Origin of the sequence: Geobacillus sp. B4113_201601 (assembly GCF_001587475.1) — a bacterium.
Taxonomy (GTDB): domain Bacteria; phylum Bacillota; class Bacilli; order Bacillales; family Anoxybacillaceae; genus Geobacillus; species Geobacillus icigianus.
This window is the reverse complement of sequence record NZ_LQYX01000067.1, coordinates 1-23062: the sequence shown is the minus strand read 5'-3', so window position 1 is coordinate 23062 and position 23062 is coordinate 1. Positions and strand designations below refer to the sequence as shown.

General features: G+C 51.5%; 25 protein-coding genes and 1 rRNA gene. 1 reads left to right on the top strand and 25 read right to left on the bottom strand.

The window, feature by feature from the left end:
- Positions 1-17: 17 nt before the first annotated feature.
- The 16 genes from pth to metG all read right to left on the bottom strand — a co-directional run bounded on the left by pth (position 18) and on the right by metG (position 15027).
- Entirely contained in the window at positions 18-578 is a 561-nt protein-coding gene (gene pth, locus B4113_RS08295; protein ID WP_033842731.1) for an aminoacyl-tRNA hydrolase, read from the bottom strand.
- Positions 579-638: 60 nt separating this feature from the next.
- The gene (locus B4113_RS08290; protein WP_033842732.1) at positions 639-1271 is read right to left on the bottom strand and encodes a 50S ribosomal protein L25/general stress protein Ctc; all 633 of its coding nucleotides are present in this window, start codon (positions 1269-1271) and stop codon (positions 639-641) included.
- A 76-nt stretch (positions 1272-1347) separates the two neighbouring features.
- The gene (locus tag B4113_RS08285) at positions 1348-2295 is read right to left on the bottom strand and encodes a ribose-phosphate diphosphokinase (protein ID WP_033022384.1); all 948 of its coding nucleotides are present in this window, start codon (positions 2293-2295) and stop codon (positions 1348-1350) included.
- Positions 2296-2307: 12 nt separating this feature from the next.
- Positions 2308-3684 (bottom strand): bifunctional UDP-N-acetylglucosamine diphosphorylase/glucosamine-1-phosphate N-acetyltransferase GlmU, encoded by a 1377-nt coding sequence (gene glmU / locus B4113_RS08280; RefSeq protein ID WP_033842733.1) that lies wholly within the window; start codon positions 3682-3684, stop codon positions 2308-2310.
- A gap of 132 nt (positions 3685-3816) precedes the next feature.
- Positions 3817-4107 (bottom strand): septation regulator SpoVG, encoded by a 291-nt coding sequence (spoVG, locus tag B4113_RS08275; RefSeq protein ID WP_033022394.1) that lies wholly within the window; start codon positions 4105-4107, stop codon positions 3817-3819.
- A 125-nt stretch (positions 4108-4232) separates the two neighbouring features.
- Positions 4233-4607: a RidA family protein gene (locus B4113_RS08270; RefSeq protein WP_033842734.1), complete on the bottom strand. Its 375-nt coding sequence runs from the start codon at positions 4605-4607 to the stop codon at positions 4233-4235.
- Positions 4608-4645: 38 nt separating this feature from the next.
- Positions 4646-5467, bottom strand: coding sequence for a pur operon repressor (purR, locus tag B4113_RS08265; protein ID WP_033842736.1), 822 nt, complete (start codon positions 5465-5467; stop codon positions 4646-4648).
- Between the two features lie 55 nt (positions 5468-5522).
- Positions 5523-6395 carry a 4-(cytidine 5'-diphospho)-2-C-methyl-D-erythritol kinase gene (ispE, locus tag B4113_RS08260; protein ID WP_033022404.1) on the bottom strand — a complete coding sequence of 291 codons (873 nt, stop codon included), beginning with the start codon at positions 6393-6395 and terminating at the stop codon, positions 5523-5525.
- 197 nt (positions 6396-6592) lie between these two features.
- Positions 6593-6772, bottom strand: coding sequence for a small, acid-soluble spore protein, alpha/beta type (locus B4113_RS08255; protein ID WP_165570950.1), 180 nt, complete (start codon positions 6770-6772; stop codon positions 6593-6595).
- Between the two features lie 434 nt (positions 6773-7206).
- Complete coding sequence (veg, locus tag B4113_RS08250; protein ID WP_011229553.1) at positions 7207-7464, bottom strand: biofilm formation stimulator Veg; 258 nt, start codon at positions 7462-7464, stop codon at positions 7207-7209.
- Between the two features lie 180 nt (positions 7465-7644).
- Positions 7645-8544: a sporulation peptidase YabG gene (gene yabG, locus B4113_RS08245; RefSeq protein WP_033842737.1), complete on the bottom strand. Its 900-nt coding sequence runs from the start codon at positions 8542-8544 to the stop codon at positions 7645-7647.
- A gap of 290 nt (positions 8545-8834) precedes the next feature.
- The gene (gene rsmA / locus B4113_RS08240) at positions 8835-9713 is read right to left on the bottom strand and encodes a 16S rRNA (adenine(1518)-N(6)/adenine(1519)-N(6))-dimethyltransferase RsmA (RefSeq protein WP_033022410.1); all 879 of its coding nucleotides are present in this window, start codon (positions 9711-9713) and stop codon (positions 8835-8837) included.
- Complete coding sequence (rnmV, locus tag B4113_RS08235) at positions 9706-10269, bottom strand: ribonuclease M5 (RefSeq protein WP_033022423.1); 564 nt, start codon at positions 10267-10269, stop codon at positions 9706-9708. The genes rsmA and rnmV overlap by 8 nt, the downstream gene beginning before the upstream one ends.
- Positions 10270-10762: 493 nt before the next feature.
- Positions 10763-11974: a G5 and 3D domain-containing protein gene (locus B4113_RS08230; RefSeq protein WP_033842738.1), complete on the bottom strand. Its 1212-nt coding sequence runs from the start codon at positions 11972-11974 to the stop codon at positions 10763-10765.
- Between the two features lie 202 nt (positions 11975-12176).
- Positions 12177-12947, bottom strand: a complete 771-nt coding sequence (locus tag B4113_RS08225) for a TatD family hydrolase (protein WP_033842739.1) — start codon at positions 12945-12947, stop codon at positions 12177-12179.
- 127 nt (positions 12948-13074) lie between these two features.
- A complete protein-coding gene (metG, locus tag B4113_RS08220) occupies positions 13075-15027 on the bottom strand; it encodes a methionine--tRNA ligase (RefSeq protein WP_033842740.1) in 1953 nt (650 codons plus the stop codon).
- A 501-nt stretch (positions 15028-15528) separates the two neighbouring features.
- On the opposite strand from metG, the gene B4113_RS08215 reads away from it, so the two are divergent.
- A complete protein-coding gene (locus B4113_RS08215; RefSeq protein WP_033017948.1) occupies positions 15529-15825 on the top strand; it encodes an AbrB/MazE/SpoVT family DNA-binding domain-containing protein in 297 nt (98 codons plus the stop codon).
- A 19-nt stretch (positions 15826-15844) separates the two neighbouring features.
- Here B4113_RS08215 and rsmI read toward each other — a convergent pair whose 3' ends face one another.
- The 9 genes from rsmI to rrf all read right to left on the bottom strand — a co-directional run bounded on the left by rsmI (position 15845) and on the right by rrf (position 22774).
- On the bottom strand, positions 15845-16750 hold the full coding sequence (gene rsmI / locus B4113_RS08210; protein WP_033017943.1) for a 16S rRNA (cytidine(1402)-2'-O)-methyltransferase: 906 nt from the start codon (positions 16748-16750) through the stop codon (positions 15845-15847).
- Between the two features lie 54 nt (positions 16751-16804).
- Positions 16805-17554, bottom strand: coding sequence for a tRNA1(Val) (adenine(37)-N6)-methyltransferase (locus tag B4113_RS08205; RefSeq protein ID WP_033017942.1), 750 nt, complete (start codon positions 17552-17554; stop codon positions 16805-16807).
- Between the two features lie 56 nt (positions 17555-17610).
- Positions 17611-17928, bottom strand: coding sequence for a DNA replication initiation control protein YabA (gene yabA, locus B4113_RS08200; protein WP_051962785.1), 318 nt, complete (start codon positions 17926-17928; stop codon positions 17611-17613).
- 61 nt (positions 17929-17989) lie between these two features.
- Positions 17990-18817, bottom strand: a complete 828-nt coding sequence (locus B4113_RS08195) for a stage 0 sporulation family protein (RefSeq protein ID WP_033017940.1) — start codon at positions 18815-18817, stop codon at positions 17990-17992.
- 14 nt (positions 18818-18831) lie between these two features.
- Positions 18832-19824, bottom strand: coding sequence for a DNA polymerase III subunit delta' (gene holB, locus B4113_RS08190; RefSeq protein ID WP_033017938.1), 993 nt, complete (start codon positions 19822-19824; stop codon positions 18832-18834).
- Positions 19825-19904: 80 nt separating this feature from the next.
- The gene (tmk, locus tag B4113_RS08185) at positions 19905-20534 is read right to left on the bottom strand and encodes a dTMP kinase (RefSeq protein WP_033017936.1); all 630 of its coding nucleotides are present in this window, start codon (positions 20532-20534) and stop codon (positions 19905-19907) included.
- Positions 20535-20550: 16 nt separating this feature from the next.
- Positions 20551-21993, bottom strand: coding sequence for an aminotransferase class I/II-fold pyridoxal phosphate-dependent enzyme (locus B4113_RS08180; RefSeq protein ID WP_033017934.1), 1443 nt, complete (start codon positions 21991-21993; stop codon positions 20551-20553).
- A gap of 296 nt (positions 21994-22289) precedes the next feature.
- The gene (locus B4113_RS08175) at positions 22290-22496 is read right to left on the bottom strand and encodes a sigma factor G inhibitor Gin (RefSeq protein ID WP_033017933.1); all 207 of its coding nucleotides are present in this window, start codon (positions 22494-22496) and stop codon (positions 22290-22292) included.
- 161 nt (positions 22497-22657) lie between these two features.
- Positions 22658-22774 (bottom strand): 5S ribosomal RNA (rrf, locus tag B4113_RS08170).
- Between the last annotated feature and the right edge of the window lie 288 nt (positions 22775-23062).

Here is a 23062-nt window from a genome sequence, read left to right as displayed (position 1 = left end):
AGTTCGGAGGAAAATATTCACTCGTTAAAATCGTTCATGACTTGGGCAAACGGCACGGACAACGCCTGTTCGCACGCGTCGGCTGCCCGCAGCACTGCCGTTTCCACCGCTCCTTGTTCCTCGTCGGTAAAGCGGCTGAGCACATAGTCAGCCACCGGCTGCCCGTTCGTTGGCCGGCCGATGCCGATGCGGATGCGCTTAAACTGTTCCGTGCCAAGGTGTCGAATCAACGATTTGACACCGTTATGACCCCCGGAACTTCCCTTGAGGCGAAGGCGGATTTTCCCCGGTGGAAGGTCGAGGTCATCGTAAATGACGATGATATCGTCGAGGGCAATGCCGTAGTAGTCCATGAGGGGACGGACACATTCCCCTGATAAATTCATATATGTCAATGGTTTGCATAATGCTACTTTTTTGCCGTTAACTACCGCCGTGCCGAACAGGCCGCGAAACTTGGCGACCGTTAACGACACCCCCCAGCGTTTGGCCAGCTCATCAATGACAAAAAAACCGATATTATGCCGGGTTTGTTCGTATTCTTTACCCGGATTTCCAAGCCCAACAAACAGTTTCAATCTTGGCGCCCCTCCCGTTGTATGATACTACAAAAGACGTAACCGAAGCGGTTACGTCTGTCATTCTTCCGGCGTTGTCTCTCTTCCTTCCTCAGCATCAGGACGCCCCGGCTCTTGCTGTTCGCCGCTGTGAATTTCTTCTTCCTGCTGCGGCGGCAAAATCGTGGCGATCACTTCGGAAGGTTCATGGTTAATTTCAAATTGGCCGTTCGTTTGCACGTCGCCAACGGTGATGGTATCGCCGACTTGCAGCCCGGAAATGTCGACTTCAATCGCTGGCGGAATGTTAGCGGGCAAGACGCGGATGGACAGCTCATGCAAGTTTTGCTGGAGCACACCGCCATCTTTGACGCCAGGCGCCTCGCCGATTAAACGCACTTCAACGTCAATATCCACCTCAGTCGATAAGTCGACGGCTTGAAAATCGGCATGGAGCAGCTCGCCGCGCAGCGGATCGCGCTGCATCTCGCGCAGCAGCACCGAGTAATCTTGGCCGCCGACTTTCAGCGTCAGCAGGCTTGTGCGTCCGCCTTCGCGAAGCACTTTTTCCAGCTCAGCGGCGCTGACTGCGATCATTTTGTTTTCGACTTTCTTGCCGTACAAAACGGCCGGAATGCCTCCTTGCGAACGAATACGGCGCAATGTCGAACGTTTTTTGTCTGTGCGTTCTTTCGCTTCCAACACGATCGTCATGTTTCCTCACCTTCCTGAATTAGAATCTATTGATTACTTTATCCTAAAACAAGAAGGGATAAACATGTTTTCGTTGTCAGTCGAACAGGACGCTGACAGACTTCATTTGATAGACGCGCGTGATCGCTTCGGCAATGAGCGGCGCCACCGACAGCTCTACAATTTTATCAATTTTCTTCTCTTCTGGCAAGGCGATTGAATTGGTGACGACGAGCTCTTTAATTTTGGAATTTTGAATGCGCTCAATCGCCGGGCCGGACAACACCGGATGGGTGCAACAGGCGTACACTTCCTTTGCTCCGTGTTCCGCAAGAGCGTTGGCGCCCAACGTAATCGTGCCGGCCGTATCGATGATGTCGTCGATCAAAATGGCCGTTTTCCCCGCCACCTGCCCGACGATGTTCATCACTTCCGCCACGTTCGGCCTCGGCCGGCGCTTGTCGATGATGGCAATCGGCGCCTTCAAGCGATCAGCCAGCTTCCGCGCCCGTGTCACACCGCCATGATCCGGCGAAACGACGACGATATCTTCCAGTTGCTTGCTTTTGAAATAATCGGCTAAAATCGGCACACCCATCAGATGATCGATCGGGATATCGAAAAATCCTTGAATTTGCGGAGCGTGCAAATCAAGCGTAATGACGCGCGACGCTCCTGCCGTCTCGAGCAAATTGGCGATCAGCTTGGCCGTGATCGGTTCGCGCGAACGCGCTTTCCGGTCTTGGCGCGCATAACCGTAATACGGCATCACAATGTTGATCGTACGGGCCGAGGCGCGTTTGAGCGCATCGATCATGATGAGCAGCTCCATTAAATGCTCATTGACCGGTACACTCGTTGATTGAATCACAAATACATCATCGCCGCGGATGCTTTCTTCGATATTAATTTGAATTTCCCCATCGCTAAAGCGGGAAACGGAGCATTTGCCAAGCTCCATTCCCATGACTTCAGCGATTTCTTGGGCGAGTTTCATGTTGGAGTTCAGGGCGAACAACTTTAATTGGTGCTGGCAGTCAGACATGATAAACCTCCATCACGATTTTTTCTTGCCTGGCAGACGGTCCGCATAGTTTTCCTTATTGACCTGCCGCGCCCGGGCAATGGCGAGCGCACGGCCGGGAACATCGTCGGTGACCGTCGATCCAGCGGCGACGTAAGCACCTCGGCCGACGGTAACCGGCGCGATCAAATTCACGTTGCAACCGATAAACGCCCCATCTTCAATTTTCGTGAGGTGCTTGTTGACCCCATCGTAGTTGACGGTAATCGAACCGCAGCCAAGATTCACCTCAGCGCCGACTTCGGCATCGCCGATATAGCTTAAATGCGACGCTTTGCTTCCTTTACCGAATGTCGATTTTTTCACTTCGACAAAATTGCCGATTCGCACGTCATCATCGATTTTGGACAGCGGACGGATATGGGCGAACGGACCGATCGTGACATCGGAGCCGATTTCGCTGTCATGAGCGACGGAATGACGAATCGAGGTGCGATGACCGATCATACAGCGGCTGATTTCCGAATAAGGGCCGATGACACAATCTTCGCCGATCACGGTTTCGCCTTCGATCACGGTGCCAGGGTAAATGACCGTATCGCGCCCAATCACTGCATCAGCGGAAATGTACGTAGCATCCGGATCAACGATGGTCACTCCGTTTTGCATGTGGTGGCGGCAGATGCGGCGGCGCATGAGCCGCTCCGCTTCAGCAAGAGCGATGCGGTCGTTGACGCCGATCGTTTCCTCAAACGACGGCGCCTGATAGGCGGACACTACGCCGCCGTTCGCTTTGATAATCTCAATCACATCGGTTAAGTAATATTCCCCTTGAGCATTGTCATTGGTCACGTTTGTAAGCGCTTGAAACAACGTTTGGTTATCAAAGCAATACGTTCCGGTGTTAATCTCACAAATGCTCTTTTCTGCTTCGCTCGCATCTTTATGTTCGACAATTTTTTCGACATGGCCGGCTTTATTGCGGACAATGCGGCCATATCCAGTCGGATTTTCGGCGATGGCCGTTAACACCGTCGCCTTCGCCTCGGCGTTGACGTGATGTTGGATCAACGCTTCCATCGTTTCGGCGGTAATGAGCGGCGTATCCCCGCAAACCACGATCGTGATCCCCTCAAGGCCGCGCAAGTGCGCAGCCGCTTGCATCACCGCGTGCGCTGTTCCCAGCTGCTCTTCCTGCAAGGCATATTCACACTGGGAGCCAAGCTGTTCTTTCACTTGCTCCGCTCCAAATCCGACGACGACAACCGTTTTTTCCACCCCAAGTTTGGAGACTTGGTCTACTACATGCTGAACCATTGGCTTGCCGCAAACGGGATGAAGCACTTTATACTGCTTTGATTTCATCCGCGTTCCTTGTCCGGCCGCCAAAACGACCGCATATCGATTCATGTGAAAGGCCTCCAATTACCCTTTTATCCATAATTGAATATATATGAATCGGCCTCACTTTTCAAGGAAACAATGCGGTTGCCAAAAAAATAGAGAGCTTGGTGAATTTCACCTCAGCTCCCTCTCATATGTTTACGAAGCGCCCGCTTCTTCAAGTTCTTCTTCCATCTTCCCGAGGCGGTGGTATTCAGCAAGAATCGCCTCTTGGATTTTTCCGCGCGTAGCGGAATTGATCGGATGTGCGATATCGCGGAACTCCCCATCCGGAGTGCGCTTGCTCGGCATGGCAACGAACAGCCCATTGTTTCCGTCAATCACGCGGATGTCATGGACGACAAATTCATTGTCCAACGTGATGGAAGCGATCGCTTTCATCCGACCTTCGGTATTGACGCGGCGTAATCTTACGTCTGTCACTTCCATATCTGCTCACCACCTTTTCCCGATATGAGACTCGGTGTATTAAATTCCACGCATCCGAGCCTTTTCCTGCTTTTTCGAAAAATTTTTTATAAAATTTTCACAGGGAAAAAGTGGTGACCATTTCGTTAGCGAACAAGGGCGACGACTTCAATTTCAACAAGGGCGTCTTTCGGCAGACGAGCGACTTCCACGCACGAACGCGCCGGTTTGTGATTCGGGAAGTATTGGCTGTAAACTTCGTTCATGGCCGCAAAATCGTCCATGCTTTTCAAAAATACGGTTGTCTTGACAACGGTATCGAGCGACGCGCCCGCTGCCTCGAGAACGGCTTTCAAGTTTTGAAACACTTGATGCGTCTGCGCTTGAATATCGCCTTTTACCATTTCACCTTCCGGGGTAAGCGGGATTTGCCCTGAGCTGTAAAACATATTGTTAACGATGATGCCTTGCGAATAAGGGCCAATCGCTTGTGGCGCTTTTGTCGTTTCGACTTTTTTCATCGTTTGTTCCCCTTTCTTGTTTTGGATGATAAGATCGATCAAACAAAGGATTTGTAGTTGCCTTCTTTGACGGCGATGCGCTTTTCCTTCACATCCACCTCGGACAATTTGACGAGCGAAATGTACTCGTCCACCAACCGCTCCTTTGCCTCTTCCGATTCGACGAGCACACCGATGCCGGACACATTTCCGCGAAACTCCTGCAACAAGCTGATCATGCCGTTGATGGTGCCTCCGGCCTTCATAAAGTCGTCGATGATGAGCACGTTCGCCCCCTCCGCCAAACTCCGCTTCGACAAAACCATCGTTTGGATGCGTTTGGACGAACCGGATACATAGTTGATGCTCACCATCGGTCCTTCCGTTGCTTTATTATCATGGCGGACGATGACAACAGGCACGTACAAAAAATGGGCGACGGCGTAGGCGAGCGGAATGCCGTTGGTGGCGATCGTCATGACGACATCTACCGGACGGTCGGCGAAAATCGATGCATAAAGGCGGCCGATTTTATTCATAATCCTTGGGTCGCCAAGAATGTCCGTCATATACAAGTATCCCCCGGGGAGGAGCCGATCTGGGCGCGACAACTGCCCGCATAAATAGGCAACCACCTCGTCCGCTTCCTCGGCGGCCATTTTCGGAATATACTGTACCCCGCCAGCGGCGCCGGGCAGCGTCCGGACCGTTCCGACTCCCTGCTGCTCGAACGTCTGTTTAATGATCGTTAAATCTTCACTGATCGATGATTTGGCCGATTCGTATCGCTCCGCAAAAAACGTCAGCGGAATGAGCTGATGGGGCCGTTCAAGAAGATAATGCGTCATATCCACTAAACGGCCGCTTCGCCTTAGCTTCATAGCCGACCTCCCGAAACCGAATATTATAAATACATTTTAACAAAAATGTACGTTTTTAATCAAGGGAATGCCGTTCACCGAGCAGTCTTACGGCAAATACTTGATCGCAAAAGCCGCGCAACGCGTTGTATACACGCTGCATTCTGGAATCGTGTTCAATCAGGCCGAACACCGTTGGCCCGCTTCCGCTCATCAACACGGCATCGGCGCCAAAGCGCTTCATTTGCTCTTTAATATGCGCGACTTCCGGATATTTTTTTAATGTCACTTCTTCAAGGACATTGCCGACCGATCGGCAAATCGCCGCGTAATCTTGCCGCTTAATCGCCTCCACCATCGCGTCGACATCCGGATGAACGACATGCTCAAGCTCTAGGTTTCGATACACTTCCGCCGTTGACACGCCGATCGGAGGCTTGGCCAATACGACCCAGCACGGCGGCGGAGACGGAATCGGGGTGATGATTTCCCCGCGTCCTGTCGCCACAGCTGTTCCACCGTAAACACAAAAAGCGACATCCGAGCCGATGGTTGCCCCAAGCTCCGCCAGTTCGCGCGTCGTCAGCCCGAGCCTCCAAAGCTTATTCAGCCCGCGCAACGTCGCGGCAGCGTCGCTGCTCCCCCCAGCTAAACCGGCCGCGACCGGAATATGTTTTGTAATCGAAATGGCCACGCCTTCGCGAATCGAAAACGTCTCCTTCAGAAGTTTAGCCGCTTGATACGCCAAGTTGCGGCAATCATCCGGCACAAAACGGTTTTGGGAAACGATGCGAATGACATCTTCCCCGGGCAGCGGAATGAGCTCGATGCGATCGGCCAAATCGATCGTCGTCATCACCATTTTCACTTCATGATAGCCGTCCGGCCGTTTATATAGAACATCAAGCGATAAATTGATTTTCGCCGGCGCCTTGATCGACAATCCCACTCCATCTTCACCTACTTCCACGCGCATTCACCAATGGACCTAAACCCTCTGCGAGCCACACCCGCCCCGACTTTTTCCGTCAATCCATTTTACCATATTACCACGTCTTGACGACGCCGCCAAATCATAATTTTATGTATGCAAAAAAAGGGCGCCCCTTTGATTGGGGACACCCCCGCCGCAGCCCGCCGCCGATGCTATTCCGTTTTTCCAGCCAGCTGACGTTCCGCCCGTTCAATTGCCAATTTCACCATGTTTCCTGCGTCTTTCGCACGGATGGCGCCCCATCCTTCGCGCTGCACGACATCATAAAAGCCTAGCTCTTTCGCCAGCTCTTCCTTTAAGCGTTGCGACATCACTCCACGGCGTCGACCCAATGTCAGCAACCCCTTTCTCCGTTCAGTGGCGCAATGGCACGAAATGTTTCGCAATCCTCAGGCGAACTCGTCAGCTGATTTCCTACGGCTGAGAAAAAGACGGCTTTCTGCGGCAGTTTTAGTATGAAAAGAAGAGGGTCGCTTTATGTCTGGCAATGGCAGGGGAACCCGCTGCGCTTCAACAGCGTCAACGTGACAACGTCGTCCATTCGTTCGTTGCGATTTCGCGTCAATGAAGCGAATGGTTTTTCCCCCGCCTTCTAAGAGGGCGGTGATGTAAGGGGAAATACTGCTCTTCGACAGTGTTTCCCAAACCGAAAAACGTGGCAGCGTCATCATTTCATTCGTTGTGATTTCTCCCCGATCGAACGCAGCCTTCTAGGCCGAACCGCGCTTTTTCCGCGGCAAAACAAAAAGCAGCAAACAAACGTTGTCTACTGCCCCCCTGCTTGCTCGTCATCCCAAAACGTCAACTTGACTGTCTCTGTCAATACATCAGCGTAACTAAACGAGACCCGTTCAAACGAGTTTTCTTTTTGATCCAGTTCAATGACAAATACCGATGGGTATGTTTCCGCCAAAATGCCGCAACGCTCAATCATTTTTCTGCGTCCGCCGTTGGCCCGCAGCGTCAACCGTTTCCCGATATTAGAATCCAGCGTTTTTTTAATATCGGATAAAGTTTTTGGCATTCGTCATCCACCTCACTGGTTGCAATTATAACAAAATTGGTCCTGAAAGTCAAAAAATAATGATTATATCAGTGTGTTTTTGTTTCTGTCAATGCATATTTTTCTACAATATCCTTCTTTTTATGTACCTCATGGAACTTTTTGTAAAAAAATGCGACAAAAGATAGAAAAAACCGCCCATCAACCGTGGCGGTTTTCCTCGCGATTCGCAATAAGGCGAAACGGCATGCCGGTGCGAAGAACGCCTTTCGTTTCAACACCTCCCAGCCCCTTCTCCCCGGTCAACGTGTTGCGAAGCACATCCCATACATCGACGGTCTCTGTAAACGGCGTCAAACTAAGCCGTGAAACAATATAGACCGGATCAAGGGCGTGAATGTTCACCCTTGCCGGCGAACTGGCGAAATTGGCACCAGCCCGGATGAGCGACTCAAAGTGGGACTGGCAGGCTCCGGCAAAAATAATCAGCTGGTCCAAGTGGGGAATTTTTTTGCGCGCTTCTTTGACGGTTTGCACAAAATGGCGCGAATGGCGGTAGGCTTTTAAATCGTTTACGCCCCCTTTTGATTTCGAATATGAATCATGGCCGGTGATGACCAAAATATCCGGGCGAAACTGCTCAATCAGATGGCCCACCGCCTCCGGCATTTCGCTCTCCTCGCAGTAAACGCCATGCACCGGCACCCCAATCCGCTCGTATAAATCTAAACATTTGCGCAAATATAACGGGTCACCGTCCAAATGGAGAACGCGCCCTGGAATTTGAAAAAAATCTTTCTCCACCCGGTATCCACCCGTTGCCCGATACTCCACTTTTTGCTTCATCGCTTGATAGTCTTGGCGAAACAAACGGTAAGACTGTTCAATCCATTCCCGTTCCCGTTTTTTGCGTTCTTGCTGCTCCCGCTCGTCGATCACAACGAGATCGCTGCACGGCGCGTCAGCAACAAGGCGGACATCTTCGCCATACAAAATCGCTTCTCGTTCGCCGTTTTTTTCTTTAATATCGATGACCCGAAACAATACATCGCATTGATAAGACTTGCGCGCAACAATATCGCCGATTTGAATGACGTCCATCCCCGCTCACTCCAATGCATGATCGTTGTCATCCATACGATATGCAAGGACGGACAATAGGTGATAGCCGCGCACTTCTATCGGGCGCCAGCCTAACGGCACCCAACGAAGGCAAGGGCAAAACGATGGGCGGGCCCAAATCGGGAACGAACTGCTTTTAGAAGGCTGATGATTGAATCGCGCAACCGCTTCTCCGAATCGTTTCTCAAGTAAAAAAACTTGTTGCCTCAACCTCTATGTTCGCGCGCCCCATCATCGATCAAAGCAAACAGCGGTTTTTCACCAACCTTTTAGGCAAAAAGGGGCGCCAGTTCGTTGCTCAATGAGGCGAACTCCGCCATGTCGAGCGTTTCGCCCCGGCGGCGCGGGTCAATGCCTGCAGCGACAAGCGCCTGTTCAATGAGCCCTTTTTTCTCTTTCCCACCCGGCAAATTGTTCACTAAATTGTTGAACAACGTTTTGCGGCGTTGGGCGAAGCTGGCCCGCACCACTTGAAAAAACGTCTCTTCGTCGGAGACGTCAACAGGAGGGGCAGACCGCTTCGTCAGGCGGATGACGGCGGAATCGACGTTCGGCTGCGGCATAAAAACCGTGCGCGGCACCGTCATCACAACTTCCGCCTCGGTGTAATACTGCACGGCAATCGTCAGCGAACCGTAATCTTTCGTTCCTGGCTTGGCGGCAAGCCGGTCAGCGACTTCCTTTTGCATCATCAAAACCATGCCGCGGATCGGCAGCCGTTCGCTGAGCAACTTCATGAGAATCGGCGTCGTCACATAATATGGCAAGTTGGCGACGACCATTCGATCGCTGACATCGGCCAATTGTTCCGCGATCACCGCGTGCAAATCCGCCTTCAGCACATCTTGATGAATGATGCGCACATTTTGATAAGGGGACAACGTGTCGGCCAAAATCGGCAATAAGCGGCCATCAATTTCAAAGGCAATCACTTTTTTCGCCCGCCGCGCCAACTGTTCGGTGAGCGCCCCGATGCCCGGCCCGATTTCAATGGCGCCCGTGTCGCTGGAAACGCCAGCCGCATCGACAATCTTTCGCAAAATGTTTGCGTCAATCAAGAAGTTTTGCCCGAGACTCTTTTTCAGCGAAACGCGATACCGCTCCAAAATCGCTTTTGTTCGCCCCGGTGTGGCAATATCTTTATGCATCGCCTGCCTCCTCCTGTATGACTTGTGCCAGCGCGTCATAGAAAGCGGCCCGGGAAATGCGAAACACTCGGAGCCGCTTATGAAACTGCCGACCGTTCGCATAGCCGATTTTCAGCTCCTCCCCAAGACGCTGCCGACGCCGGCGTGCCATATTGCCGCCGACCAATCCCGCTTCGACCAGTTCAGTGAACGTAATTTCTTCTTTCCAATCCGCTGCTTCCTCATACACGTTGGCCAGCGCCCGCCGGATATCGTCAGGGGACGCGTGTTCCACCCCTATCCCTTTCCCGTTTTTCGCTTTCGCCGCCTCGCGCGGCAAAAACGCGTGCTTGCACCCCGGCACCTGCTCGGCAATCGTGCGGCGAATTTTTTCACCCGGGAAATCGGGATCGGTAAAAATAATCACGCCGCGGCGTTCTTTCGCCAGCCTGATCCGCTCAATCACGTCCGCACCGATGGCCGCCCCATTGGTTTCAATCGTATCGGCGTCAACGGCGCGCCGAATGGCCGCCGTATCATCTTTTCCTTCTACGACAATCACTTCTTTCACTTTCATCATAATCATGGCAGAAACGACGGAATAAGGTTCATCACCACAACGCACCAGCCTTCTAGAAGGGCGGCGAAAAACCGCTGTCACACGCGAATCGGCGGTATGTTCATTTAGAAAAGAAAACTGATTCTGCAATGTTTCTCTAATTGAGAAACAAATGGAATCAGTGCGTTTTGCACTAACTCACCGGCCTTCTAGATTCGGCGTAAGGGCGGATGATGTGTCCTTGCGGATGCCCAGATCGATCGTTGGTGAAAAACCTTGGAATAAGAGCTTTTTCCTATTTCTGCACGGCCTCCTTTCCGGTAAAATAAGCAATAGAATGCGCCGCTGCTTGTTCTTCCTTGATGTTTATTTTTTCAATTCCATCGAAACTTTTTTCCACATCAACCGTCTAATTCATTAGAAGCAGCAAGGCGCGCGGCGTCTTGGCACAATGCCATTATAACGAAAAAAAGCAGAGGGGAAAAACCCCTCCGCTGTGCCCCAGCCCGTCTTATGGCAATACCCGTATTTTCACGCGTTTTCTGCCCCAACGAAACGCATCCGACCGATCCGGGAAAAACACATCGATTTTGTATCCACGGATGCCAGAACCGGTGTCAGCGGCAATGGCGTATCCGTATCCTTCCACGTATACTTTCGACCCGAGGGGGATGATGGACGGGTCGACTGCAATCACTTTGGCGGAAGGATTTTGTCGCAGGTTGACGCCTGTGCTTGTGATGCCTGAACATCCTTCGCAATAGGCGGTATAGGCGGTGGCGGTGACGTAAAACTCCTTCGCAGCGGTATCATCCGCGCCGCGCGAGGATGGCCGGTCGGATAACGTCCACCGTGGGGGCATGGCTTTCGTGCCGATGGCGATGATGCGCGCCTTGCTTTCTTTTACCGTTCTGGCAGCAACCAGCCGGCGCGCCGTTTCCTTTCCATTTTCCAACGTTACCTCGTACGTTTTTTGCACTTTGCCTTCCTCCCCAAGTGCAATGACGCGCCGCTCTCCTTTTGGCAGCGAATCGTCCCGCTTTGTCACCACGGCAAAATCAATCGGCTCTTCCACTACATCGGTGACTTTTTTGACCCGAACAATGCGAATGGTCATTGGCTCTCTGACCGTTTCCTGCAAGGAGGGTTCGATGCGATCGAGTTGCCCTAGCTGAATTCCTTGCTGCTTCAAAAAGTCAGCGACCGTAGTCGAAGTGGTCCATGCCTGCTGCTGTTTGCCGCCGACATCAATGCGGACGGGGAACGCTTTTTCAACGCCGATCTTCATGCCTTTTTTAATTTTGGCTGAGAGCGACGGCGTAATTTTGTCATGCGGACCGACCGTCACGTGCTGCAAACGGAGCAGCTCCGCGACCGTATCGGCCGTCGTCCAAATCGTTTTCTTTTCCCCATTGACCGCCAACGTTACTTCCTTGCTCGCTTCCCAAATAATGTGCAAATCGTCAGTGATCGGTGTATCGAGCGATGGATAAACGTAATCCTCCTTGCGCGGTTCAATGTGCTGCTCAGCAAGCAGCTCCTTCACCGTTTGCGCATGCGTGCGAATCTCCCGCTTTTCCCCATTGGCGGTCAGTGCCACATCATCTTTGGCCATCTCATAGCTGGCCACTCCTGTTGTCGCGGAGATGGCGAGAAATCCTCCCGCTGTGACCGTCACGTTTTTCCTCCATAAGTCCAGCCATTTCCTCCCGTTCGGCAACATCAGACGAAACGCCTCCTTTTCCTCCTGAAATTCCCCTCTCCCTCTAACATGTACGCGCGAGCATACTCTATTATGCAGAAAATTCAGTGAAAAAGGAAGGAAGACTTGTCGACACGCCGTTGTTCCATCTTGGCTGAATATGTCGAACGGATTCCTTTTTCCTTCTTTTTTGACAAGCCTCCCCAACATTCGATGCCTTATTTTATCGGTCTATGGCGAACAATTTTTTGGCATTTTCCGCCGTTGTTTCTGCTACTTCGTCAAAGGAAACACCTTTGATTTCGGCGATGGCTTCGGCGACGTATTTGACATAGCTCGGCTCATTCCGTTTGCCGCGGAAAGGGTGAGGCGTTAAATATGGGCAATCGGTCTCGATCAGCAAATGGCTGAGCGGGATTTCCTTTGCCACTTCCTTCGGTTTTTTCGCGTTTTTAAACGTGACCGGTCCGCCAAGGGAAATGAGAAAATTCATGTCCAAGCACCGCTTCGCCACTTCAACGCTGCCGCTGAAACAGTGCATGATCCCGCCGACTTCGGCGGCGTTTTCCTCCTGCAAAATATCTAAAATATCCGCTGTCGCTTCGCGGTTATGGATGATGATCGGCAATTTCACTCTTTTGGCCAGACGAATTTGCCGGCGAAACACATCCTTCTGCACGTCTTTCGGCGAGCGATCCCAATGGTAATCGAGCCCCATCTCGCCGAGCGCCACCACTTTCGGATGGGCCGCCAGCTGTTCAATCATCTGCAAATCGTCATCCGTCATATCGATCGCATCCACCGGGTGCCAGCCGACCGCCGCGTAAATAAACGAATGCTGTTCAGCCAGCTCGATCGCTCGGGCAATCGTCGGCCGGTCAAACCCAACGACGACGATATGGGAAACCCCTTCAGCGCGGGCGCGTTCGATGACTTGTTCGACATCTTCCTTGTACTGGACCGCATTCAAATGGGCATGCGTGTCAAAAAGCATACGATGACCCTCTTTTCCACTTTGATGTTAAGTGTAGCATAGAAATTGGTTACATACGTCACAATTCATTAACATTTCCATTACAAAACAACGACAAGGAGGTGTCAGGCGCGACACCCCCCAGCCATCACTTTATTTTCGTTCCGTTTGGAACATGGCGGTCAACCGTCGCCAAGGAAAACTCCGCGCCGCTGCCGCCGGCCAAAATCATTCCTTCCGACCATTCGCCGCGCAGTTTGGCCGGTTTTAAATTAGCGACACAAATGACCTTTTTACCGACGAGTTCTTCTGGCTTGTAAAATTCCGCGATGCCGGAGATCACTTGCCGTTTCTCACCGCCAAGATCCAGCTCGAGCTTCAGCAGCTTGTCGGCGTTTTTCATCCGTTCGGCGCGCACGACTTCGGCCACGCGCAAGTCGACTTTGGCAAACTCATCGATGGAAATTTCAGCGGTCTCAGCGGTTGGCGTTTCCGCTTTGGCCGGTTCACCGGCCGGTTTGCCGCCTTGCATATGCGCCTTAATGTACTCGACTTCCGCCTCAATGTCCAAGCGCGGGAAGAGCGGCTCACCTTTTTGCACCTTCGTTCCTTCCGGGATGAGGCCGAAATCGTACAGGCTGTCCCATTCTTTCAATGAACGGTCATGGATGCCAAGCTGAGCAAGCAGACGCTCCGGCGTGCGCGTCAAAAACGGTTGCAACAAAACGGCCGTATGGCGGAGCGACTCCGCGAGGTGAGCCATGACGGAAGCGAGCTCTTCCCGTTTGCTTTCATCTTTGGCCAATGCCCACGGTTGCGTTTCATCAATGTATTTGTTCGTGCGACCGATCAGCTGCCAAACGCAAGCAAGAGCCACCGAAAACTCCATCCGCTCCATCGCCTCTTCATATTGTCGAACCACCTCACGCGCCGTTTGCGTCAGCTCTTCGTCAAACGGCGTCTTCGGCCCGCGGTACGGCGGAATGGTCCCGGCGAAATATTTTTCAATCATCGCGACAGTGCGATGCAATAAATTGCCTAGGTCATTGGCCAAATCGTAGTTGATGCGCTCAACGAATCCTTCCGGGGTGAATACACCGTCCGAACCGAACGGCACTTCCCGCAGCAAATAATAGCGGAGCGCATCGAGCCCATACCGGTCAATGAGCGTCACTGGGTCAACGACATTGCCTTTCGATTTCGACATTTTTCCGTCTTTCATGAGCAGCCAGCCATGGCCGAACACTTTTTTCGGCAGCGGCAAGCCGAGCGCCATCAACATAATCGGCCAATAAATCGTATGGAAACGAACGATCTCTTTGCCGACCAAATGAACATCGGCCGGCCAATATTTGCGGAACTTCTCGTCATCGTCCGTACCATAGCCAAGCGCGGTGATGTAGTTGGCGAGCGCATCGATCCAGACGTAAATCACATGCTTCGGATCGCCGGGCACTTGAATGCCCCAATCAAACGTTGTCCGCGACACAGCCAAATCTTCAAGCCCCGGCTTAATAAAGTTGTTGATCATCTCGTTTTTCCGCGACTCTGGCTGGATAAAGTCCGGATTTTCCTCGTAATATTGAAGCAAGCGGTCGACGTATTTGCTCATCCGGAAAAAGTACGACTGCTCTTTCACTTTTTCAACCGGACGGCCACAGTCCGGGCAGTTGCCGTCGACAAGCTGCCGCTCGGTGTAAAACGATTCGCACGGGGTGCAGTACCAGCCTTCATACTCGCCCAAATAAATATCGCCTTGTTCGACAAGGCGGGCAAAAATGGCTTCCACTACTTTTTTATGCCGCTCCTGCGTTGTCCGGATGAAATCGTCATAGGAAATATCAAGTTTTTTCCATAGCTCCTGAATGCCGGCGACGATTTCATCAACGTATTGCTGCGGCGTCACTCCTTTTTCCTCCGCCTTGCGCTGAATTTTTTGCCCGTGCTCATCGGTGCCGGTCAAATACATGACATCGTATCCGCGCATCCGCTTATAGCGCGCCATCGCGTCCCCCGCCACCGTCGTATACGCATGCCCGATATGCAAGCGATCGCTTGGGTAATAAATCGGCGTTGTCAAGTAAAACGTCTTTTTCTCCATCAACAGGCCCTCCCTCGTACTGTTGAGCACAAAAACCCCCGTCCGGCGACGGGAGCGGCGTTACTTCTATTTTACATAATTTTTTCATTGCTACAAAAACATCTATTTCTCCTTGACGAAAAAAATATACCCGAGCGCTCCAAAATACCGTCCTATTTTCTATCATCACCCCCTGAATTTATTATATAAAGATAAGATTTTTGCAACCAGCATCATTCGTTCTCTTTTTGGCGGCTCCGAGATGGATAACGCCCAAATTCGCGGACAATCTTCTTTTCCCATTGTCGACACGATCAGGGCCGATGCCAATCCGCCTCAGAAAACGCGCTTTCCCCGATCAGCAAATCTTTTTTTGAAATAACAAAATACATTTTTTTTAAATTTTACATATTAAAGGATTGACGCTTAATGGAAACACTGATATGATTAGGGTGTAGGAACTTGTCGAATATTGACGAATAAACGACAAAACTATTCTATTTGGAGAGGAGAACCGAGACAATGAAATCGACAGGAATTGTGCGTAAAGTGGATGAGTTGGGTCGTGTCGTCATTCCGATTGAACTGCGCCGCACCTTGGATATTAACGAAAAAGACGCCTTGGAAATTTACGTTGACGATGACCGCATCATCTTGAAAAAATACAAACCAAACATGACGTGTGTGGTCACAGGAGAAGTGTCGGACGACAACTTTAAACTGGCTGGCGGAAAGATCATTTTGAGCCGCGAAGGCGCAGAAATTTTGCTGCAAGAAATCCAACAACAATTGGAAACGGCCGCTGGCAAAGAAGAATAAGGTAAGAGTTTCTCTGGTTTCAGAGAAACTCTTTTTTTTCTCGCTGTTGGTGATAGGTTTGGTAAACGTCACGTTTCGACATATTTCGGTCATCGGCCGCTTGTTTGACCGCTTCCTTGAGAGAGAGGCGATGTTCGCGAATATAATAATCGACATGTTCGACAAGCGAAAGCGGCTGCCACCACGCTTCCCCGGCTTGGCCCTCCTCTTTTTCGCCCGTTCCTCCCTCCACGATCAAACAAAATTCCCCGCGAATGTCCGCCGTCTCCACCCAAGCAACTGCCTCGCTCAAATCGCCGCGAATAAACTCTTCAAACCGTTTCGTCAGCTCACGGCCAATGGCGATGCGCCGCTCGCCAAACATTTCGTACATCAGGGCAAGCGTTTCCTTCAAGCGATGAGGGGCTTCATAAAAAATAAGCGTCTCCGTCGCCGCCTGTAACGACTGCAGCTGTTCCCGCTTCTCTTTTTTTGTCCGCCCCAAAAAGCCGACGAACAAAAAGCGGTCCGTCGGCAGCCCGGAGGCGACCAATGCGGTCAAAGCTGCATTGGGGCCGGGAAGCGGAACAACGGAACAGCGCTCAGCGAGCGCCGCCGCGATCAGCTCATACCCCGGGTCGGAAATACCCGGCATGCCCGCATCGCTCACCAACGCGACCGTTTTTCCTTCTTTCAACCATTCGACAAGCTGCCGGCCGCTGGCGTACTTATTATGCTCATGATAGCTCACAAGCGGCGTATGAATGTCGAAATGGGCGAGTAGCTTTTTCGTCTGCCTCGTGTCCTCCGCAGCGATCACATCCACCTCCCGCAGCGTTCGTACCGCACGAAACGTCATATCTTCCAAATTGCCGATCGGCGTCGGAACGACATACAGCGTTCCCCGTTTTGGCGATTCGGCAAAACTGGTTTGTCGCCAAAGCATTCTGTTCCGCCCCTTTACCATCGTGATGAAAGACCGCCTGTCAATCGAGCCCGGTTACGAAATGATGCCGGATAAGATCCCCTTGATCTCCTCAGTATATTCATTATCCTCGCCGTAAACGACCAGCGGTGGCAGCACCTTTACATCCGGACTCGCATCTTTCGTTCCTTCGATTAAAATCATGTTGGCCTCTTTCCCGGCTTTGGGATAAACAAAACGAAGCCTCTTCGGTTCCAGCCGGTATTGGCGCATCAACGTCACCAAATCAAGGAGACGCCCCGGTCGATGGACGAATGCCGCCTTGCCGCCTTGCTTCAACAACTGGCTGCTGATACGAACGACGTCTTCCAATGTACAATAAGTTTCGTGGCGAGCAATGGCCATATGTTCATTTTTGCTGAGCTCATCTTTGCCGACCATCGGAAAATACGGCGGATTGCACGTAACAACATCATATCGGCTGTAACCGATGCGTGACGGCGCCTCTTTAATGTCGCCATGAATGATGCGAATGCGATCTTCCAGCCCGTTGTACCGCACGCTTCGCCTCGCCATGTCGCAAAGCCGTTCTTGGATTTCCATGCCGATGATCGTCCCTTTTGTTCTCCGGCTCAACAACAACGGAATGACCCCATTGCCAGTACATAAATCGACAATCTCTCCCTTTTGAATCGGCATATAGACAAAATGGGCGAGCAGGACGGCATCAAGGGAGAAGGAAAATACGGATGGACTTTGAATGATGCGGAGCTCCTCATTGAACAAATAATCGAGCCGTTCATCTTCGCGCAGTTCCACCGTCATACATCTTCCTCCATTGAAAAAATAACCTTTCCAAAGCGGAAAGGATGGCGTTGCTTTTATTTTTTGTTTAAAAACGACAAACAAAACAAACAATCACCATCTGTGCGGACACTTCCATAATGGACATGGCAAATGTGGAACCCCTCTTGGTAAAGGCGAGCTAAATTGTCATATCCTTCACCGATGTCGATCAACTTTTTGCCATGTTTCGCCCCTTTCCGCCTTCCCTCTTCCCACGCCTCCGACAGCTCTTCGAGGCGCCGGCGCAAATGGGCATTTTCGATCTGGAGCTGATGGTTTTCCTCCAACAGCTCCGCAACCCGTTGTTTCAACTGCACAAGCTCGCGGTAAAAATGGCTGAGCTGCTCTTCCATGTTCGTTACCGATTGAAACACTTCCTGTTTATCTACTTTTTCCACCTAGCCCCACCCCAACTTAATCTGCCGCTCGAATGGACAGCGTTCCGTTCTTCATCAACTCATCCAGCGTATACTCAACAACCCGGCCGTGTTCCGGCAGTTCGATTTGCAGCACCCGCTCTAGAATGTTCAAACCGACCACTTTGCCAAACCCGTACGGTGTCTCGACGTATTCCCCTAAATCCGGGAGCTGTTCTTTCGCCGTTTCATACTCTTCGCTCTCGTATTTCAAACAACACATCAACCGTCCGCACAATCCGGAAATTTTCGTCGGATTGAGCGACAAGTTTTGGTCTTTGGCCATTTTGATCGACACCGGCTCAAAATCGCCAAGAAATGTCGAGCAGCAAAGCATGCGGCCGCACGGTCCGATGCCGCCGAGCATTTTCGCTTCATCGCGCACCCCGATTTGCCGCAATTCGATGCGCGTGCGGAAAATCGATGCCAAATCTTTCACCAGCTCGCGAAAATCAACCCGTCCGTCTGCTGTGAAGTAGAAAATCACTTTATTGCGGTCAAACGTGTATTCCACATCGACAAGCTTCATTTCCAGCCCATGCTCTTCCACTTTGCGCAAGCAAATATCATACGCTTGCCGCGCCGCCTTTTTATTTTCTTCCACGATCCATTTGTCTTTTTCATTCGCGACACGAATCACCTTTTTAAGCGGCAGCACAATATCGTTTTCATCGACTTGTTTATTGGCGATAACGACTTTGCCATACTCAATCCCGCGAGCCGTTTCAACAATGACAAATTCGCCGACGGGAATGACAAAATCGCCTGGATCAAAATAATAAATTTTCCCCGCTTTTTTAAAACGGATGCCGACGACTGTATACAACCGTTCTCCCTCCTTTACCGCTTTAATTGAAGAGCGAGCTGCTCGACAAGCAGCACCGTGCTCATATTCGTTGTATGGAAACGCGCCTTCGCTTGCAAAATGGCTTCCATGCCGTCCAAAATCCGACGCTGCGGGCAAGTGAGCGCCCATTGCTGCAAACGTTCAAGTTGGTCGCTGTATAACAAGCCGTCCGTCTGTCCGGCCTGGATATGCAACAAATCGCGATACAGATAGAAAAGCAACTGAAGTCCCAAGTCAAGCTGATGTTTTTCGGAAAAATGCGGAATCCAGCGGTCATTCACAAAAAACAGCAGCTGTAGCTCCGGTTTGCTGAGCATCTCGTATAATTGTAGCACTACTGTTCGAGCCTCGGCAAACCAACGATCTTGGCTGAGCGCCAACGCCTCGTCATCGCTGTTTGTCAAATGGGCAGCAAGCAATGCCAACGGCAACGGCACCCCCTCGCCGACAAGCTGATCGGCGAGTTCCGATGGCGGCAACGGCCGAAACGAAAACACTTGGCAACGGGAAATCACCGTTTCCAGCAGGCGGTGATATTGTTCGGTCAGCAACACCGCCACCGTTCCCGGATGCGGTTCCTCCAAAAACTTTAGCAGGCTGTTGGCGGCGCTTGTCGTCATTTGTTCAGCGTGCTCCACAATGTACATTTTTTTATCCGACTCGACCGCCGTTTTTGTAAACTCTCGCTGCAGCCATTCAATTTGCTCTTTTTTGATCGTTTCCCCATCCGGACTGATCACCCGCACATCCGGATGATTGCCTGAATCGATGCGACGGCAGTTGCGGCATTGAAAACATGGAAAGACGCCAGACGGGGACAGGCAAAACAAACTTTTGGCCAGCAGGAGGCTCGCCGCTTTTTTTCCTGTCCCTCGCCGCCCTTCAAACAGATAGGCATGGGAAATCCGTCCCTTTTCAAGCCCACTTTGCAGCATTTTCGCCACGACCGGCTGCCGCTTCGCTAACTGTTCCCACCGCATCGTCATCACTCTTTTCCCCTTTTTCACTTTCTATTCTATCATGTCCGCTCATCATCATCACGGCCGGATTCATGGAAATCACGCTTTCATCTTCCTTTCAGGCGAGCGAGCACCACTGCTGCCGTTTCAGCGAAAACATCATCAAGCGAGCGGCTCGCATCAATAACAACAATCCGATCGGCAAATCGCTCAACCAACCGCCGATACCCTTCCCTTACTTTATCATGGAAAGACAACGCCTCAAGATCAAGCCGATTGACCTCTCTCGCATTGTGTCGAATTCGCTCGAGTCCAATGCGCGGATCAAGATCAAAGTAAATCGTCAAGTCCGGCATATGCCCGTCAATGGCAAACTCGTTGATTTTCCATACTTCTTCGATGCCAAGACCGCGGGCAAATCCTTGGTAAGCAAGAGAGCTGTCAACGAACCGGTCGCAAAGAACGATGCACCCGGCTTCAAGCGCCGGAACAATCCTTTCCAGCAAGTGCTGCCTTCTCGCTGCTGCATACAACAGTGCCTCCGTGCGCCCATCCATTTCCGTGTACTCGCGGTTTAAAATGAGCGAACGAATCGCCTCAGCGATGCGGACCCCTCCAGGCTCTCTCGTTGTTAAGACGGCCCTGCCCTGCTCCCGCAAAAACCGTTCGAGTTTGCTGATTATCGTCGTTTTCCCGGCCCCCTCCGGCCCTTCAAACGAAAAAAAGCATCCGTTCATCGTCGTCGCCTCCTTTCTACCCTTCCCATTCGTATACAACGAGCTTCCCTTCCCGGAGCTGGCTTCCTCCTTGCCAATGCGCTCGATGGCGGAGAAGTTCACGAATTCGCGCAATATGGATCGAACCGACCCGCTCCCCAATCCAAACGAGCGGCACCCCCGGAGGGTATGGGATTACCGTTTCCGCCGCCACACGCCCTTCCGCTTCCTCTAAAGACACCGCCTTTTTCCGTGCATGACGCAATTTCTCGTACGAAACGACACTTGACAATGGCGAATCGGACAACATGAACGAACCAAACGTCGGCTCCTCGCCTGTAGGCAATTGCCGCCATGCCCGCTTCATTCGTTCTGCTGCTTCACGAAGACGCCCTGTCGCCGCCAACGGACAAACAAGCAACACATTGAACGGATCAGCCAGCTCGGCAAACACTCCTTGACGCTCGAGCTGTTGCTGCAGTTCATACCCTGTCAACCGACAGCGCGTCTGCACCGTCACCTTTAACAAATCGGTCTGCACGCCAGACTGCTGCGATGACACCACGGCCACTCCATCGATGTCATCTATGACAGCCTTCAATTCTTCCACTTCAGCAACGATCGCCGCCACATCGTCTTTCGTAAGTTCCGCCACATAGTTTCGCGCTAAGTCAAGCGACGCCATAATCGGATAGGACGGGCTGCTTGACTGAAACAGTTGCAAAAAATATTTCAACCGCTCGATATCAACCTGTTCACTGTTCACGTGCAAAAAAGCCCCCATCGTCATGGCGGGCAGCGTTTTGTGCGCCGATTGTACGACGATATCAGCGCCGCATGCCAACGCTGGTTTAGGAAACGGGCAACCGGCGACAAAGTGGGCGCCATGAGCCTCATCCACCAGTACAGGAATGCCCCGTTCATGAGCCAAACGGACAATCTCTGTCAAATCAACGGCCATTCCATAGTAATTCGGGTTGGTCAGCACAATGGCAACCGCATCGCTATGCAACGCCAACGCTTCTTTGATGCGATCGGTGCGAACGTGGGAGGCGACACGCACATGGGTGTCAACTTCCGGTGAAAGAAGAACTGGAGTCGCTCCCATCAGTTGCAGCGCATGCATAATCGACTTATGGCAGTTGCGTTGCACAATCACTTTCTGTCCCTTTTCCCGACATACAGCGGCGATCATAGCCAAATTTCCTGCCGTTGATCCGTTCACAAGAAAAAACGTCTCCCGGGCGCCATACAGCTCAGCTGCTAACGCCTGCGCCTCGGCAATGACCGACTCCGGATGATGCAAATCATCAAGTCCAGCAATCTCCGTAGCATCCAATGCCAATAACGGCAGAAACATAGTCTTCGCTTTTTTTGAGAACACCGTCCCATATTTATGGCCCGGCACATGGAAGGAAACCGGACGCTGTGTCCAATGATGCATGAGGGCATCATATAAAGGCGTTCGTGACTGATCCATCATCAACCTCTTCCTTTTCATCTAAAAACATGAAATGCATCATCTTTCCCGTCCCCCGCTTTGATCAACAGGGACACTTCTTAGAAGAAAACAAGAGCGGCCGTACTTTTCTCAAAAAACGTTCGCGACCACGTTTTGTTCTCTATGCTAGCTGAAAATGACCGACCAAGGCACCGTTTTCTCAAGAAGAAACCGTTCTCGCCAAAGAGGAACGAGGGTGAATACTAAGAATAATAGTAACAAGTCTAGTACGCCCATACAAGAAAAATAGGCCTGATACACAAAACAGGCCCTTGTTATGAATAAATTTTCGATATGAACATTTTTCGCAGCTGCTGCACATAAAATGAATAATTCGGATCATCGGGATCCGTCTGTACGATCGCCTTGTTGCAATCTAGACAAAGAAAATGGCCGAAAAGAAAAATGCCTTCCTTTTTTTCCTGTTCACATACAAGGCAAACCGCCTCACGCTGATTTCCGCCTGCCGCCGACGCTCTCACACTCTCCACCTCCCATCCTCTATGTTTCCCCCATTTCTACCGTTCTATACTGCTAGCAGTTGAAAATAGTAGTTGAAAAGATACGTTACCTTGATTTCTCACGTTCCTGTAAAAACAAAAGCAGCTCATTGCTTATTGTGTGCAATGAGCTGCCTTCAATTGCCTAGCAGCGACCTACTCTTGCAGGGGCGCTGGCCCCAACTACCATCGGCGCTGGAGGGCTTAACTTCCGTGTTCGGGATGGGAACGGGTGTTTCCCCTCCGCTATCACCACTAGGCAAGCGATTCCGTTTTTCATCAATCATTATACCAGAAAATCAATTCCTGTCAAGAAGGAACTCATTCCTTCAAAACTAGATAACCGTCGGAAGAAGCCGCGTATCACACTGTCTAGCTCCGGCCGCCATCGGCTCGCGACGCTTCGGTCCTGCTATGGCGGCATAGCCTCCTCGCAGGCCCTCCAGCGCGTTTCGCCGATCGGCGGGGGTCCTCCACTTTTCTAGGTTAAGCCCTCGATCGATTAGTATCCGTCAGCTCCACGTGTCGCCACGCTTCCACCTCGGACC

What these genes read in the sequence shown, in the direction of transcription:
- B4113_RS08205 (WP_033017942.1), bottom strand. Translation starts at nt 17,554, where the DNA reads ATGACGGTGGAACTGCGCGAAGATGAACGGCTCGATTATTTGTTCAAT.
- metG (WP_033842740.1), bottom strand. Translation starts at nt 15,027, where the DNA reads ATGGAGAAAAAGACGTTTTACTTGACAACGCCGATTTATTACCCAAGC.
- tmk (WP_033017936.1), bottom strand. Translation starts at nt 20,534, where the DNA reads ATGAACGGATGCTTTTTTTCGTTTGAAGGGCCGGAGGGGGCCGGGAAA.
- B4113_RS08285 (WP_033022384.1), bottom strand. Translation starts at nt 2,295, where the DNA reads ATGTCTGACTGCCAGCACCAATTAAAGTTGTTCGCCCTGAACTCCAAC.
- yabA (WP_051962785.1), bottom strand. Translation starts at nt 17,928, where the DNA reads ATGGAAGAGCAGCTCAGCCATTTTTACCGCGAGCTTGTGCAGTTGAAA.
- yabG (WP_033842737.1), bottom strand. Translation starts at nt 8,544, where the DNA reads ATGGACGTCATTCAAATCGGCGATATTGTTGCGCGCAAGTCTTATCAA.
- rnmV (WP_033022423.1), bottom strand. Translation starts at nt 10,269, where the DNA reads ATGAAAGTGAAAGAAGTGATTGTCGTAGAAGGAAAAGATGATACGGCG.
- rsmA (WP_033022410.1), bottom strand. Translation starts at nt 9,713, where the DNA reads ATGCATAAAGATATTGCCACACCGGGGCGAACAAAAGCGATTTTGGAG.
- B4113_RS08270 (WP_033842734.1), bottom strand. Translation starts at nt 4,607, where the DNA reads ATGAAAAAAGTCGAAACGACAAAAGCGCCACAAGCGATTGGCCCTTAT.
- veg (WP_011229553.1), bottom strand. Translation starts at nt 7,464, where the DNA reads ATGCCAAAAACTTTATCCGATATTAAAAAAACGCTGGATTCTAATATC.
- spoVG (WP_033022394.1), bottom strand. Translation starts at nt 4,107, where the DNA reads ATGGAAGTGACAGACGTAAGATTACGCCGCGTCAATACCGAAGGTCGG.
- B4113_RS08225 (WP_033842739.1), bottom strand. Translation starts at nt 12,947, where the DNA reads ATGCTTTTTGACACGCATGCCCATTTGAATGCGGTCCAGTACAAGGAA.
- B4113_RS08215 (WP_033017948.1), top strand. Translation starts at nt 15,529, where the DNA reads ATGAAATCGACAGGAATTGTGCGTAAAGTGGATGAGTTGGGTCGTGTC.
- B4113_RS08180 (WP_033017934.1), bottom strand. Translation starts at nt 21,993, where the DNA reads ATGGATCAGTCACGAACGCCTTTATATGATGCCCTCATGCATCATTGG.
- B4113_RS08290 (WP_033842732.1), bottom strand. Translation starts at nt 1,271, where the DNA reads ATGACGATCGTGTTGGAAGCGAAAGAACGCACAGACAAAAAACGTTCG.
- rsmI (WP_033017943.1), bottom strand. Translation starts at nt 16,750, where the DNA reads ATGCTTTGGCGACAAACCAGTTTTGCCGAATCGCCAAAACGGGGAACG.
- purR (WP_033842736.1), bottom strand. Translation starts at nt 5,467, where the DNA reads ATGAAGCTAAGGCGAAGCGGCCGTTTAGTGGATATGACGCATTATCTT.
- holB (WP_033017938.1), bottom strand. Translation starts at nt 19,824, where the DNA reads ATGACGATGCGGTGGGAACAGTTAGCGAAGCGGCAGCCGGTCGTGGCG.
- B4113_RS08230 (WP_033842738.1), bottom strand. Translation starts at nt 11,974, where the DNA reads ATGTTGCCGAACGGGAGGAAATGGCTGGACTTATGGAGGAAAAACGTG.
- glmU (WP_033842733.1), bottom strand. Translation starts at nt 3,684, where the DNA reads ATGAATCGATATGCGGTCGTTTTGGCGGCCGGACAAGGAACGCGGATG.